Origin of the sequence: Aeromonas sp. QDB30, from assembly GCF_027707645.1 — a bacterium.
GTDB lineage: Bacteria > Pseudomonadota > Gammaproteobacteria > Enterobacterales > Aeromonadaceae > Aeromonas > Aeromonas caviae.
In genome coordinates this window covers 1-14,394 of the sequence record NZ_JAPCIY010000016.1, presented here as the reverse complement: position 1 = coordinate 14,394, position 14,394 = coordinate 1, and the positions used below count along the sequence as shown (strand labels likewise).

Here is a 14,394-nt window from a genome sequence, read left to right as displayed (position 1 = left end):
AATGAGTCTGAAACCCTGGCGCGAGATTGCGCGCCCCCATCGTGATGTGCTGGAAGGCACGTTTAAACAGTCCGAGTTTGCCGCAGATATTACCCAAGTGGCTAACGGCAAGGCCCCGCTGGAGTATCAAGATGCCGAGCAGTTCTTTGCGCGTACCTTTATCACCGAAGGGATGCGGCTGCTGTTAGGCTCCGTTGCCGAGCGGTTGGCTGGCAAGGGAGGCGATCCGGTTATTCAGCTCCAAACGGCATTTGGTGGTGGTAAGACCCACACCATGTTGGCCGTTTATCATCTGGCATCACGCAACGTGACCACGGATCGTTTGCAGGGCATCCCGCCGATCCTGGATGCGGCCGGGATCGATCAATTGCCGCTCGCGAGAGTCGCGGTGATCGATGGTATCAACTTGTCGGTGAGTCAGCCGCGCCAGCATGGTGCAGTGCGGGCCAATACCCTGTGGGGTGAGTTGGCTTGGCAACTGTTGGGCGACGAGGGTTATGAGCTGGTTGCTGACAGTGATCGGGATGGTACTTCACCGGGTAAGGAGTTGCTGGTTGCGTTACTGACCAAGGCTGCTCCTTGCGTCGTCTTGATGGATGAGCTGGTGGCGTTCTTGCGCCAGTTGGAGGTGGGCAAGCAGTTTAATGCCGGGACCTTTGACTCCAATATCACCTTTATTCAGGCGTTGACCGAGGCGATGAAGGCTGTACCCAACGCCATGCTGTTGGCCTCTTTGCCAGAATCCGCACTGGAAGTCGGCGGCACGATGGGGCAGAAGGCGCTTGATTCCCTTGAGAAGTATTTTGCTCGTGTTGAATCGGTCTGGAAGCCGGTTGCAACCGAAGAGGCGTTTGAAATTGTGCGCCGCCGCCTGTTTGAATCAGCCGGTGATCCAGCTCAGGTGCAAGGCATTGCGCAACAATACGCAGATTTCTATCGCCAACATGCACCGGATTTTCCGAACGAAACGCAGTCAGGCCATTACTACGATCGGTTGTGCAAGTCATATCCCATCCACCCGGAAGTCTTCGACCGTCTTTATGAGGACTGGTCAACCCTGGACAAATTCCAGCGTACCCGTGGTGTGTTGCAGTATATGGCCATCGTGATCCACCGTTTGTGGGTAGCGGATAATCGCGATGCGTTGATCATGCCGGGTTCGCTGCCCCTTGATGACAGCAATGTGCGCGGCAAGAGCATCCATTATCTGCCTCAAGGGTGGGAGCCGGTCATCGAAAAAGAGGTGGATGGTGTTCGCTCGGAAGCCGCCGATCTTGATAAAAATGACACGCGCTTTGGGCAATATCATGCTGCCCGCCGAGTGATGCGCACGCTGTTTTTGGGCAGTGCGCCGAGTTCCAGTGATCAGATGCACCGTGGTTTGGAAGTGGAGCGGATCTTGCTCGGAGCCTGCTCTCCCGGTCAAACGGTTGGCACGTTCAAGGATGTGCTGACCCGCTTACGGGACCGCCTGACCTATCTCTATGGCGATAAAGAGCGGCTGTGGCTCGATACCAAGCCAAACCTGCGGCGGGAGATGGAAACGCGTAAGAGCAATGTCAGCGAACGTGAGGATTTGCTCCCCCTGTTGAAAAAGTCGGTGACGGGCTGCTTTGGTGCTCAGCACGGCTTTGCTGGCATCCATGTCTTTACCCCTGCTGGCGATGTGCCGGATGAATATGGCAATGGGCCACGGCTGGTGGTGCTGGAACCTCAGGGGTTGTCGGCATACAGCCGTAGCAGTAGCACCAATCAGGCTTTCAAAGCAGCAGAAGCCATCTTGCTCAAGCGTGGTGAGCAACCTCGGGTGAAGCAAAACCGCCTGCTCTTCTTGGCTGCGGATTATGACAGCCTGAGTCGCTTGAAAGATCAAGGCAGAACCTACTTGGCTTGGCACTCCATTGTCACCGATATCGAAAACGGCGTGCTCAATCAGGATCTGGCGCATCTGACCCAGGCTAAAGCCAACCGCGATGGTGCGAAAAAGCAGTTTGATAGCTTGATCCGCGATACCTACAAGTGGTTGCTAGCCCCGTTGCAGGAACCCGGCCAAATGCTGGAGTGGGAGGTAGCCCAGATCGCTTCAGGCGCGCCCAAATTGATCCAGGAGATCGAGAACCGATTGGTTGAAGAGGAGTGGCTGATCAAAGAGTGGTCACCCGTTCATTTGCGCAACTTGTTGGATAAATACTATTTCAGCAAAGGCGCTGAATCGGTCAGCGCATTGAAGGTGTGGCAGGATGCTTGCCAGTATCTTTATATGCCGCGCTTGGTCAATGATTCGGTATTGCGCCACTGCATCGAAGCCGCTATCCAGGGCTCTGACTATTTCGCCTTTGCCTCTAGCCAGCGTGAAGATCGTTTTGAGGGCTTTGCTTTTGGCAAAGCGGCCACCGTGTTTATCGATGAGCACAGCCTGCTGATAAGCCGCGAGGCAGCCCTACGTTATCAAGACAAGCTGGACAAAGAGAAAAGTAAGACAGAAGAACAAAAGGAAATCGATAAGCCCTCTATAAAAGACGGCGATAACGACACCAAAAAAACAACAGGGACTGATGGGGAAAAAGGAGCTGGTGGAGACGGCTTGTGTCCATTGCCTACGCCTCCAATCGCCGAGAAAACTCGGTTCTATGGCTCGGTCAGGATTGACCCCATCAAGGCCAAGATGGATTTTGCCACGCTGATGGATGAGGTTGTGCAAAACTTCACCAGCCAATTGGGAGTGGATGTGGAGATCTCAATTGAGATTAACGCCCGTTCAGGGAAAGGGTTTGATGCCAACTTGCAGCGAGCCATCAAAGAGAATTGCAGTATGCTCAAGTTTGGCAATGCTGAATTTGAAGAGTAAAAAAACAAAAGGCCGGGAAACCGGCCTTTTTATAACCAATGCTCGGGGATGGTGAGCTCGAAAGATCTGGCGGCATAACGCAGCATGGAGAGAATTTCACGATGGCGGGCGGTATCAATTGGCTGCCCTGCTTTTCGTTGTTCTAACATGCTCTGCAGCTCAGGCAAATCGAACATGCCGAGCCGATGAAAGTTACCCCAAGTGGGCTGGCCGAACAGGTTATAGATCACAACTGTGCTATCACGTTCACTGGCCAAGCGTTTTTCACCCGTGATCTTGGTTAATGCAATTTCGGCTTCGTCTTTGTCGTCGTAAGTGTTGAGCAGCTTCATTAGAGGCTTTGTGTTCGATGAATGGGTGGCAAAGTCTACCAAGGAAGGCTAGCACCGGCAAAATCAGGTAACGGTCAGTTTGATCTGATTGATGCCGTTTACAAGGCATTAGGGGTTCAGTAGAGAGCCAAAAAAAGAAGTTTTGGGCAAAGGGTGAGTCTGTGGCTCACCCTTTGTGTCGACTTTATGCCTCTGTGGCTGGAACATTGCCGCTTTCTTGCCGGTAGACATCCAGATAGAGGTAGCCATAGCTGGCCCTTGGATTGGCCAGGCAGACCCATTCCCCTTGCCTCAATGTTACCAATTTATCTTGGTCGCTCAGCAGTTCCCCTTGTTGAAATAGTTTGCTAAGACGCTCAATAAACCCCGGTAAAACGGTGTCGATGTCGGTGAGCCACTGCTCGTCGGCCTCGCCATAGACGCCGCTGCGATCCCAGAGCAGGGAGACTCCGCTTCGTTCGACAATGGCTCGTGCGCCAAAACGGGGCTGAACCTGGGTGTGTAATCCCCAACTGCCTATCGTGCTCATGTTTTTACTCCAAATGAGGGTGGGTCCTTGCACAGGTCATCGCAGACCATGCTCATTACTCCCGAAAAGGACGGCCTGATCGGCGCAACTGTTACAAATGTCCACGCTCTGCCAGTGACACCACGCCCTCCGCCCCCACCACCAGATGATCCAGCGTGCGGATATCGACCAGCGCTAGGGCGCTTTGCAGTCGCTGAGTGATCTCGATATCTGCACGGCTGGGTTCTGGGTAACCTGAGGGATGGTTGTGGACCAGCATCAGCGCGGCGGCATTGTGGTGCAGCGCCCGCTTGACCACGTCGCGGGGGTAGACGGTCGCAGCGGAGAGGGTGCCGAGAAACAGCTCCTCGTAGGCCAGGATCCGGTGCTGGTTATCGAGGAACAGTGCGGCGAACACTTCGCGATCCCGCGTTTGCAGCAGCCCTTGTAGCGCGTGGTGGGCCAGATGCTTGTCGGTGAGGGCCACGCCTTTGGCGAGCTTCTGGCGGGCCAGTGCCTGGGCGATGGTGAGCAAGTCGTCGTCGGTGACTAAGTCGGTCACCCGATAAGTGCCGGGTTGCTCCCCAGCACTGAGTTTGTGATGCAACATGATTCATTCTCCAAAAGCGTTCGCCCCACTGGCCGGTGGGGTGTGTTTTGCGATAAGGGGGGTGGTGATTGCGATGAGTGGGTCAGTGATTGGCAGAGCGCAGCCTTTGCTGTGTCAGGTCGTGCAACGGGATCTGGTAACTGGTGGCCAGCAGGTTGCCGATGCCATAAAGCCACTCCCGTTCCGGGTGATCGCACAGCCATTCGGCCAGTGCGTCACCCCGTTCGGTCTGATAGCGCAGATAGAGGGCGTAGCCATCGACCCGTAGACCGTAGTCCAGCACCACCTGGGTCTGCCCCCCGTTGTCGTGAACCCCCTCCAGCTCAAGGGCGAGCAGTGTTCTGGTCATCGGCACCTTCCTGATGGGGTAAGGGGTCACTCTCCACGGTAAAACCGCGATGAATACAAATGCGTTGCAGGTCAGCCAGAAAGCTGGCCAGTACCCTGGGCTGCTCGGTGAACGGGACCGGCCCTGCCTGGCAATGCCAGAAGCACCTGCGCTTGGGATCAACGCAGATCTCATCCACCGGTTGGCTCATGGTGCGCCAGTCGTCAGCATTGCTGATGGTGAGCAGTTGCCACTGAACCCCAGACCAACGCACTTGTAAGGTGACGGTGCGGGCATGTGGGCTACCAGGTGTCAGATGCAGCAACCAGCGTTTGCCACTTTGTGTGGGCCTTAATTTTGCTTTGATAGTGATCTGTCCCAGCCACTGGCGTGAGTAGTGCGAAAGCGCTAATTCTTGGCTCATTGCAACCTCCTAATCTCCAGTGACCGAAACGGTGAAACACTCCAACCGGCAGTAGGCAATGAAGTTGCTCTGCCAGATATCGAACAACTCCCGGGCTTCAGCCAGCCGTAGCGGCCCCCAGCCCAACATGGTGTGTTCCCCGTCGAGGAAGTTGAAATCAAGCTCCTTGCAGAGCTCGGCATCCTGGCCCAGTCCCTGGTAACTGAAATCGGTGACGTAATCGACCAGCCAGTCGTCAAGACCACGTACCAAGCGGATCTCGACCGGGTGGACGCCACCCTGTTCAGCGCTGTAACCGGGGTTACGGAAGTTGAAGGTCAGCTGGGTGCAGCGCCCCAGATCGAGATCGGTACGTTCGGCTTCTTGGCTGAGCAGGGTCAGTAGAGCCTGACAAACGGGCAGGGCAAAGCCGTCCCGGTGAAAGGGAATCGTCATGGGTAGTGCTCCTTGTTGTGCGAGGGTAAGGCAGTGGCTCAGTCGGTGAGCCAGGACCAGAGGCGGCTGACTGCGTAAACGGCTAATGCGCCAGTTGCCAGGGGGACCCAGCTTGGCGATGTCACGAGGGTGGTCAGGGTGATAGCAGAGGTGGCGAGCGTTATGCAATCAGACGTTGTGCGCTCGCGGCTCAACACGGTCATGGCTGGGGGAATGATGGTGGCCTGTGGAGTACGAAGGGCCGCTTTCGCCACTGCCGTTGCTACCTGGCTAACCTGTGTCGAGTGGTGGATACCGTGGATGCACCACATCACGAAGTGTTCACAGTTACTGAACAACACATCGTAACGGTGTTCGCCCAGCCGTGTGCGGGCACGTTCGAGGCTCTCCGTTCGGTCATACCGCCTAACAGGGCAAAATTTGCACCAGACCGGCTTACCATCGGAAAACGCATCCAGAGACGTCATCACTATCTCACCGGGTAGGCCGTGATTAGGCCCCTGGTAGTGGATAACGAGGTCGCCCCCGACATAGAGGCCGTGGTGGGTATAACCGAGGCGAGCGGTCACCAGATGATCGCCTGGGGTGAATCGAGACATGAAGATAACTCCTTGTGGTCAGACATAAAAACGCAGCAGGGCACCTCGTGGGTGCCCTGTTATCAGTGTGGAAAAGTGACGATTCTATTTGTGTAAGGTCAGGGTACGGGAATCCCAGGCCCAGGTGAGCTGTTGGCTAAAAGCGTGGGCAAGGCGATCGGGCGGCAGCGCCAGCAGGCGGGATTGACCCAGGATCAGGTGGCAGAGCACCTTAATATCGGGATGGAAGCCGTCTCTCGGATGGAGCGCGGCATCGTGGTGCCGACCATTGCCCGGCTGGCTGAACTGGCTCAGTTGTTTGGCTGCGAGCTGGCCGATTTCTTGCGCGAAACCAGCCCGCGCCCAACCGAGCAGGGTATCGTCTTGGGGCAGAAACTCGCCCGGCTGGACAGCGATGACCGGGCATTGCTGCTGGAGACGTTTGAGCGGCTGGTCGAGCGCTTGGCCAAATCCTGAGTCAGGGTGTACTGGGTGCCGGTGTGGCGCCCTTGCCTAGCTTGTTGGTTAACGGGGATGCCCGTGCTCGCGTTCCCCGTGGCTGGGCCACTGTTTGCGGTGCTGGTTCGGTAGTCAAATGCTCCCCTTCCTCCACCTGGGGGTAAAACTCTTCCAGTAGCATTGGCACTTCTTCATCCACGTCCTCGAACTGACCATTACGCAATAGCGCTCGCGCCACGGTTTCCATCTCGCTTATCGCCAGCCCTGCCTCATCGTCCAGCATCGCCTCCTGCCGTGCCTGACCGACCGCCTCGGTCAGGGTCAGCTCGTCACGCAGCGTCAAATCCACGTAGTAGACCGGGGTGCGGTAAGACTGGGTGGTGCTCTTGGCCCGCAACCGCAAGGTCAGCGGCAGATAGCGGGTCAGGCCGCCACTCACCGCCTCGAAGTACTTGAGCCGTGCCGCCAGGGTTCGTACCGAGTTATAAACAAGCTTTCGTAGACGAGTCTGGCGGATGCTTCCAACGTCGGGATCTTCGGCTTGTTCTGCTCCTGCAGCCGGATCTCTAGTGGGTCCAGATTATTCGCCAGCTGTTCCCGCATTGCCTGGGCGTCTCGAGCAGCGTCAGCGATAGAGATCTCGGGGTAAGTCCCGAGGCCAGCGTTACGTCGTTTCTTCGTCAGTGGGCTGACATAGCGGAACACCCACTTTCCTCTGCCCTTGATGGTAGAGGGGTGTAGCGTCAACCCGGTGACGCCACCATGAGCAAGGGGCTTATCTTCAGGCTTGATGTTGCGGGCTTTGGTATCGGTGAGGATTGCCATCAGGTAACCTCCTTGAGAATTGAATATGCCACTCAGTATGCCACCAAGCATGCGCAGTGGTAATATGTGATTGGGATGGATTGGACTGTGTTTGTTTCTAATATACTGATAGTAAATGGCTTGCTGGATTGGTGTGGAGTTGATTGGACTTAATTACGGCGGGCACCTCCTCCGCCATCTATATAGCCCAACTGATTTATTCAGTTGGGCTTTTTCGTATTCGCGTGCTACATGCAGGTGCCATTGAGTGACAACCTGAGCGGGGCTCTCCCACCCGTCAGTTCCTTCAATGGTGGCCAACAAGATGCGGACGAGCACGGCCAGGCTGCCCGTCAGTCCGGTGGATGTCTGGCTCGAACGCCGAGCCTGTCTCTTTCACGGTCTCGATGGCCTCTGTTGTCTGAACGCTGTCATTGTCTGGGCCGTTAGATTGCTGCCGCCAGTGACGATAATCCCGCCTCCCGTGCTCTCCTGCCAGCCCATGCCTTCTCACCTTGGCCGCCACCACAGCGCCCGTGATGACACTGGAAGTGAGGGCTGAGAGCCACTCCCTGCAGCCCCCTGCCGGCATTGCCGAGCGCCAGACATCAGGGGGCAACATCATGACGCTCTCCGCTACGTGGCTCGTCTGGCCCTCCAGGCCTGAATGCGCGCCTGGGTGCCGATGACGAAGACAAAAAAGACCGGCACGAAGAAGATGGCCAGCAGGGTGCCGCTGATCATGCCGCCGAACACGCCGGTGCCGATGGCATGCTGGGTCTCCGCGCTGGCACCGCTGGCAAGCATCAGCGGCACCACACCGAGGGTGAAGGCGAGTGATGTCATCAGGATGGGGCGCAGACGCAGGCGTGCGGCGGTCACCGCAGCGTCAAGCAGCGAGCGCCCTTCGCCATGCAACTGGCGGGCAAACTCCACGATGAGGATGGCGTTCTTGGCCGACAGGCCGATGATGGTGATCATGCCCACCTTGAAGAAGACGTCGTTGGGCATGCCGCGCAGCATCACCGCCGCCACGGCGCCGAGCAGGCCCAGGGGGACCACCAGCATCACGGAGAGCGGAATGGACCAGCTCTCGTAGAGCGCGGCCAGCACCAGGAAGACCACCAGCGCCGACAGCAGCATCAGCAGGGGGGCCTCGGCCGCCGACTGGCGCTCCTGCAGCGACTGTCCCGTCCAGGCCAGGGCGAAGCCTGGCGGCAATTGCGCCACCAGGCGATCCATTTCCGCCATCGCGGCGCCACTGGACACCCCGGGGGCGGCACTCCCGAAGAGACGCACGGCGGGGAAGCCCTCGAAGCGCATCATCTGTTGCGGCGACTGGCGCCAGGTCGGCGTCACCACCTCCCGCAGGGGCACCATGCCGCCGCTGGCATTGCGCACCCGCACGCCGAGTACGTCATCGAGCTGCATGCGCGCCGACGCGTCGGCCTGCAGGATGACCTGCTGCATGTGCCCGCCGTTGGGAAAGTCGTTGATGTAGAGCGATCCCATCGCCGCCGACAGGGTGCTGCTCACGCTGGTGAACGAGAGTCCCATGGCCTCGGCCTTCTGCCGGTTGATCTCGAGGTGAATGCTCTCGCCGGGGGGGCAGGCTGTCGAGATAGACATCGCTCACCACTTCGCTTTGGGCCGCCAGTGCCAGCAGTTGCGCCTGGGCGGCCAGCAGCGCGGCCTCCCCCTGGTTGGCCCTGTCTTGCAGGAAGAGCGTGAAACCCGAAGAGGTGCCCAGTTCGTCGATGGCGGGCGGCAGCAGGCTCATCACGGTGCCTTCCTTGCTGTTGGCCATGGCGGCCTGTGCCAGCTCAGCCTCTTCGGCAGCCGTGGCACCATGACGCAGGTCCCACTCTTTGAGCATGGTGAAGGCCATGGCCGCATTGGGGCCGGCGCCGGAGAAGCTGAAGCCTTGCACCACCAGATTGGTGTCGAGCGCCTCGCGAGAGGCCACATGGGCCTCGAACTCCTTGATGACGGCCAGGGTGCGCTCGCTGGTGGCGCCGGTCGGCAGCTGGATGGAGGTCATGAAGTAGCCCTGATCCTCGTCCGGCAGGAAAGAGGAGGGCAACTGGGTGGCGGCGATGGCCAGCACGGCGCAGAGGGCGGCGAAGGTAGCCATCATGCGTCCGCTGCGCCCGACCAGCCGGGTGACCCGAACGTCGTAGCCTGCGGTGAGCCGCTCGACGCCCCGGTTGAAGGCGCCGAAGAAGCCGAGCTTCTCATGGTGACTCGGGCTGACCGGACGCAGCAGGGTGGCGCAGAGCGCTGGCGTCAGGGTCAGGGCGAGGAAGGCGGAAATCAGGATCGACACCGCCATCGACAGGGTGAACTGCTGGTAGATGACCCCCACGGAGCCGCTGCCGAACGCCATGGGGATGAACACCGCCGTGAGCACCAGGGTGATGCCGATCACCGCCCCGGTGATCTCCTTCATGGCCCGCGATGTCGCCTCCCTGGGCGATAGCCCCTGGGTGGCCATCAGGCGCTCGACGTTCTCCACCACCACGATGGCGTCGTCGACGATGATGCCGATGGCCAGCACCATGCCGAACATGGTCAGGGAGTTGATGGAAAAGCCGGCCAGTAGCATCACCGCGAAGGTGCCAAGCAGGGCGATGGGGGCGACGATGGCCGGGATCAGGGTGTAGCGCAGGTTCTGCAGGAAGAGAAACATCACCAGGAACACCAGCACCATGGCTTCCAGCAGGGTGTGGATCACCTTGTCGATGGAGACCTTGACGAAGGGGGCCGAGTCGAACGGGATCGAATAGGCCATGCCCGCCGGCAGGGTGGGGGCAAGCTGGGCAAGACGAGTGCGTACCGCATCGGCGGTGCGCACGGCGTTGGCGCCGGGGGAGAGCTGGATGGCGGCGCTGGTGGCAGCCACCCCGTTCTCGCGGTTGGAAAAGGCGTAGGATTGCGCCCCCAGCTCGACCCGGGCCACGTCACCCAGCACCAGCTTGGCGCCATCGGCACCTGCCCGCAGTACGATGGCGGCGAACGCCTCGGGAGTGGTCAGCTGCCCCTGTACCGTGAGGGGAACCGTCAGTCGCTGGCCAGGCAGGGCGGGTTCGTCGCCGAGGCGCCCCGGTGCAATCTGCACGTTCTGCTGCTCGATGGCCTGCGCCACCTCGCTGATGGTCAACCCGTAGGCGGCGAGCTTGCCCGGATCCACCCAGATGCGCATGGCCTGCTCGGCGCCGAACAGCTGCACTCGCCCCACGCCGTCGATGCGGCGCAGCTCCTGCACGATATTGCGGGCCATGTAGTCGTTCAGCGCGACCTCATCGAAGCGGCCATCCGGTGAAGTCATGCCGACCATCATCAGAAAGCCGGACGAGGCGGACTCCACCTGCAGGCCGGTTTGCCGCACCGCCTGTGGCAAGCGAGGCTCGACCGCCTTGATGCGGTTTTGCACGTCCATCTGGGCCAGCTCCGGATCGGTGCCCGGCTTGAAGGTGGCGGTGATCTGCGCGCTGCCGGAGGCATCTACCGATGACTCGAAGTAGAGCAGGTTCTTCACCCCAGACAGCTCGCGCTCGATCAGGCTCACCACCGCATCGTTCAGGGTCTGCGGCGTGGCGCCCGGATAGGTGGCATAGAGGGTCACCGACACCGGCGCCACCGAGGGGTAGCGGGAGATGGGCAGCTTGGGGATGGCGATGACCCCCGCCAGCACGATGAAGAGGGCGATCACCCAGGCAAACACCGGGCGATGAATGAAAAACTGCGGCATGAAATGTCTCCGATTCAACGGTTACCGGCGTCAGCCTGCTGGTTGACTGCGGGGGATTGCCAGGGATGGGCAATGACTTGCGTCCCCGGGGTCAGGCGGTCGATCCCCTCGATCACCACCCGCTGTCCGGCGTTGAGCCCGGACGTGATGCGGTACTGGCTATTCATCAGCTCAGCGGTGTTGACCGGAACCAGTTGTGCCTGCCCCTTGCCATCCAGCACCCACACGCTGGTCTGGCCCGATGTGCGCACCACCGCCTGCTGAGGCACGCTCAGGGCGTTGGCATAGCGGGCACGGGGAATGCGCGCCTGTACGTAGAGGCCGGGCAAGAGCCGCCGCTCCGGGTTGTCCACCAGTACCCGCAGCAGTACGTCACCGGTACCGGCATCCACCTCGATGCCGGAGAAGAGGATGTGCCCCTGCATGCCGAGCGGCTTGCCGTCGCTGCCGAGGATGTCCACCGCCAGTTCCGGTGCCGTCGAGCCAGCCTGCTGGCGCAGGGAGTCCAGCACAGAGGCCGGTTGACGCACATCGACGTAGACCTGATCGATCTGCTGGATCCTGGCCATGGGGGTGGCGTCGGTGGGGGACACCAGGGCCCCTTCACTCACCAGCGCCTGATCGATGCGCCCGGCGATGGGGGCTTCCACGCTGGCAAATTGCAGGCTCAGCTGGTGCCGGGCCAGGGTCGCCCTGGCCTGGGCCACGTCGGCGGCCGCCTGATCCCGCTGGGAGACCGCATCGTCATAGGTCTGGCGGCTGATGGCCTCGGTGCGCAGCAGCGGCACCAGACGGTCAATCTGGATACGGGCGCGGGCCAGCACGGCCTCCGCCCGCTGCAATGCTGCGGTGGCGCTGTCGACATCCGCCTTGAAGGGGGCCGGATTTATCTGGAACAGCACTGTGCCTGCGCCGATTTCGGCGCCCTGCTCGAACAGGCGGCGCTGCACGATGCCGCTGATCTGGGCCCGAATTTCGGCGCTGCGCAGCGCGGCCACCCGGGCGGGCAGATCCTCGCTGATGACCAGGTCCTGACCTGCCAGCGTCATCACCGACACCTGAGGAAGGGTCGGCGCATCTTGCGCTTGCGTCGCCCCATCGCAACCTGCCAACCCGAATGCGGCAATGACGGCGAGCAGGGCGCCCGCATACCGCTGTTTGACAAACATCATACTCACCTCGTTAAACCGTCTCCCGGGCATGGTGCTGCCGCGAGAGCACATCGAACGGGCATTATGGAGAGGGGCTATTGCGAATGATTCGAGGCTTTGTGGAGAATCCATGGAGGCGGTGATAAAGTTCAAGCCCACCATTTTCGAGTCCGACCATGTCGTATCTTCCTGCTTCCGCCAACCTGGCGGCCCAGTCACTGGTACTGATTGCAGAGGATGAAGCCGAGATAGCCGACATCCTCGCCGCTTACCTGCAACGCCACGGATTGCGCACCCTGCATGCCGCCGATGGCCGCGAAGCCCTGGCCATGCACCAGACATGCAAACCCGATCTCCTGTTGCTGGATGTGCAGATGCCGCAGGTCGATGGTTGGCAGGTGCTCAGCGAAATCCGGGCCCGTGGCGACACGCCGGTGATCATGTTGACTGCCCTGGATCAGGACCTCGACAAGCTGATGGGGCTTCGCATGGGGGCGGATGACTATGTGGTCAAACCCTTCAACCCGGCCGAAGTGGTGGCCAGGGTACAGGCGGTGCTCAGACGCAGCCAGGCTGCGAAACAGACCACGGCCCGGGTACTGCGGGTCGGCCCCTTCCAGATCGATCTGGAGAACCACGAGGCCAGCATTTGCCGTGATGAGGGGCAACAGATGCTGGATCTGACCCTGACCGAGTTCAAGTTGCTCGCCTCTCTGATGCGGGCTCCCAAGCGGGTGTTCAGCCGCGCCGAACTGCTGACCCACTGCCTGCCGGAGGGGGATACCCAGGAGCGCACGGTGGACAGCCACATCAGCAAGCTGCGCAAGAAGCTGGAGGCACAGGGCATCCAGGGGGTGCCCGCCAGTGTCTGGGGCGTCGGCTATCGCTTCGGGGGCGATGCGTGACATCGGCCCCCGGCCTGCGCAGGCAAATCATCCGCTCCCTGGGGCTGATGGCGCTCGGCATCATCTGCCTCGCGGTGATCGGCACCTATGTGTTCTACGCCATTGCCGTGACCTATGTGCCTGGCAGCATCTCCGAGAGCTGGATGCCCTCCAGGGTCGAGATGATCTGGATTGGCTCGACCATTCTCATTGCATTGGGGATGGCGCTGTACGTGGCAGTGCGCCTCTCTCGGCGCATCCTGACTCCCCTCAACTCGGTGGCAACCAGCCTGCGCGAGGTGGCCGAGGGTAAGCTCGATGCGCGCGTGCCGCTGGATGAACAGGCGATCGGGGAGACGGCGCAACTGGTGCGGGACTTCAATACCATGGCCGAACGGCTGCAGAGCATGACCCGTGAGCGGGAGTTCTGGAATGCCGCCATCGCCCACGAATTGCGCACCCCGGTGACCATCTTGCGTGGCCGCTTGCAGGGGCTGGCCGAAGGGGTATTTCCGCCAGAGCGTGCGCTCTTTGAAGGCTTGCTGCGTCAGGTGGAGGGATTGACTCACCTGATCGAAGACTTGCGGGTACTCAGTCTCAACGACAGCGGCCACCTGGAGCTGCAACGAGAGGAGATCAGGCTGTCCGACGAGCTTGCCGTGGTGCTTGAGGCGTTTGCCACCCCTCTGGCCGCGAGCGGTTTCACCCTCAAGCGGGAGCTCGATGCCGAGCTCTGGGTCTGTTGCGATGCTCTTCGCATCCGTCAGGCCCTGATGGCGCTGCTGGAAAATGCCCAGAAGCACGCGGTGCCGGGCATGCTGACCGTGCGCCTGCATCGTTCTGGCACCCAGTGCATCCTGAGCGTGGAAGACGAAGGGCCCGGCATCAGCGAGGAGGTCGCCGCCCATATCTTCGAGGCGTTTCGCCGGGGGGATCCGTCACGCTCGCGCAAGAGTGGCGGCAGCGGGCTCGGGCTGGCCGTGGTCAAGGCGATTGCCGAGGCCCACGGCGGCAGTGCGGTCTGCCAATCCGGCGGGCGGGGCGGCACCCTGTTCCTGCTTTCCTGGCCCCTCTTGCACCCTGACGGCAGGTCATGACCCCGCATTGCCGCATCGGCTCGGGATGGGCAAGCCGAGGCGCGTGTGTTGACTGTGATCCAACAGCCCAAAAAAAGCCCATCTCATGGGGAGAGACGGGCTTTTTTTAGGTTCTTCGCGGGATCTTGGGGAAGTGGAAGTTGACAGACAGGGTGCTGGTAAACTGGCTGTCTCCAAACACACCA

14 protein-coding genes and 1 pseudogene are annotated in these 14,394 nt (G+C 60.4%); 4 read left to right on the top strand and 11 right to left on the bottom strand.

All coding sequences use genetic code 11. The features are described 5' to 3' along the window. Position 1: 1 nt before the first annotated feature. On the top strand, positions 2 to 2,848 hold the full coding sequence (locus PG896_RS07255; protein ID WP_270835562.1) for an ATP-binding protein: 2,847 nt from the start codon (positions 2 to 4) through the stop codon (positions 2,846 to 2,848). 29 nt (positions 2,849 to 2,877) lie between these two features. Here PG896_RS07255 and PG896_RS07250 read toward each other — a convergent pair whose 3' ends face one another. The 7 genes from PG896_RS07250 to PG896_RS07220 all read right to left on the bottom strand — a co-directional run bounded on the left by PG896_RS07250 (position 2,878) and on the right by PG896_RS07220 (position 6,084). Then, positions 2,878 to 3,180: a hypothetical protein gene (locus PG896_RS07250; RefSeq protein ID WP_103858985.1), complete on the bottom strand. Its 303-nt coding sequence runs from the start codon at positions 3,178 to 3,180 to the stop codon at positions 2,878 to 2,880. Positions 3,181 to 3,364: 184 nt separating this feature from the next. Further along, the gene (locus PG896_RS07245) at positions 3,365 to 3,709 is read right to left on the bottom strand and encodes a type IV toxin-antitoxin system YeeU family antitoxin (RefSeq protein ID WP_103858984.1); all 345 of its coding nucleotides are present in this window, start codon (positions 3,707 to 3,709) and stop codon (positions 3,365 to 3,367) included. A gap of 91 nt (positions 3,710 to 3,800) precedes the next feature. Next, entirely contained in the window at positions 3,801 to 4,298 is a 498-nt protein-coding gene (gene radC, locus PG896_RS07240) for a RadC family protein (protein WP_041212667.1), read from the bottom strand. Positions 4,299 to 4,380: 82 nt separating this feature from the next. After that, positions 4,381 to 4,647, bottom strand: coding sequence for a hypothetical protein (locus PG896_RS07235; protein WP_041211638.1), 267 nt, complete (start codon positions 4,645 to 4,647; stop codon positions 4,381 to 4,383). Continuing rightward, positions 4,622 to 5,050, bottom strand: coding sequence for a hypothetical protein (locus PG896_RS07230; RefSeq protein ID WP_129146649.1), 429 nt, complete (start codon positions 5,048 to 5,050; stop codon positions 4,622 to 4,624). Before PG896_RS07230 ends, PG896_RS07235 begins: the two co-directional genes overlap by 26 nt. Before the next feature lie 9 nt (positions 5,051 to 5,059). After that, positions 5,060 to 5,485, bottom strand: a complete 426-nt coding sequence (locus PG896_RS07225; RefSeq protein WP_201871418.1) for a DUF2787 domain-containing protein — start codon at positions 5,483 to 5,485, stop codon at positions 5,060 to 5,062. 38 nt (positions 5,486 to 5,523) lie between these two features. After that, entirely contained in the window at positions 5,524 to 6,084 is a 561-nt protein-coding gene (locus tag PG896_RS07220; RefSeq protein ID WP_111896687.1) for a lecithin retinol acyltransferase family protein, read from the bottom strand. 111 nt (positions 6,085 to 6,195) lie between these two features. Between PG896_RS07220 and PG896_RS07215 the strand changes: the two genes are divergently transcribed. Then, complete coding sequence (locus PG896_RS07215) at positions 6,196 to 6,540, top strand: helix-turn-helix domain-containing protein (RefSeq protein ID WP_043170874.1); 345 nt, start codon at positions 6,196 to 6,198, stop codon at positions 6,538 to 6,540. Position 6,541: 1 nt separating this feature from the next. Here the strand turns inward: PG896_RS07215 and PG896_RS07210 are convergent, their stop codons facing one another. The 4 genes and pseudogenes from PG896_RS07210 to PG896_RS07190 all read right to left on the bottom strand — a co-directional run bounded on the left by PG896_RS07210 (position 6,542) and on the right by PG896_RS07190 (position 12,249). Then, positions 6,542 to 6,961, bottom strand: a complete 420-nt coding sequence (locus tag PG896_RS07210) for a hypothetical protein (protein WP_270835561.1) — start codon at positions 6,959 to 6,961, stop codon at positions 6,542 to 6,544. Then, a complete protein-coding gene (locus PG896_RS07205) occupies positions 6,958 to 7,347 on the bottom strand; it encodes an Arm DNA-binding domain-containing protein (RefSeq protein WP_270835560.1) in 390 nt (129 codons plus the stop codon). Before PG896_RS07205 ends, PG896_RS07210 begins: the two co-directional genes overlap by 4 nt. A 615-nt stretch (positions 7,348 to 7,962) precedes the next feature. Continuing rightward, a pseudogene (locus tag PG896_RS07195) lies at positions 7,963 to 11,077 on the bottom strand (multidrug efflux RND transporter permease subunit). Between the two features lie 14 nt (positions 11,078 to 11,091). Then, complete coding sequence (locus PG896_RS07190; RefSeq protein WP_270835558.1) at positions 11,092 to 12,249, bottom strand: efflux RND transporter periplasmic adaptor subunit; 1,158 nt, start codon at positions 12,247 to 12,249, stop codon at positions 11,092 to 11,094. A gap of 155 nt (positions 12,250 to 12,404) precedes the next feature. On the opposite strand from PG896_RS07190, the gene PG896_RS07185 reads away from it, so the two are divergent. Together PG896_RS07185 and PG896_RS07180 are read left to right on the top strand one after the other, a co-directional pair. After that, a complete protein-coding gene (locus PG896_RS07185) occupies positions 12,405 to 13,133 on the top strand; it encodes a response regulator (protein WP_270835557.1) in 729 nt (242 codons plus the stop codon). Continuing rightward, positions 13,130 to 14,209: an ATP-binding protein gene (locus PG896_RS07180; RefSeq protein ID WP_151028138.1), complete on the top strand. Its 1,080-nt coding sequence runs from the start codon at positions 13,130 to 13,132 to the stop codon at positions 14,207 to 14,209. Before PG896_RS07185 ends, PG896_RS07180 begins: the two co-directional genes overlap by 4 nt. Positions 14,210 to 14,394 lie beyond the last annotated feature (185 nt).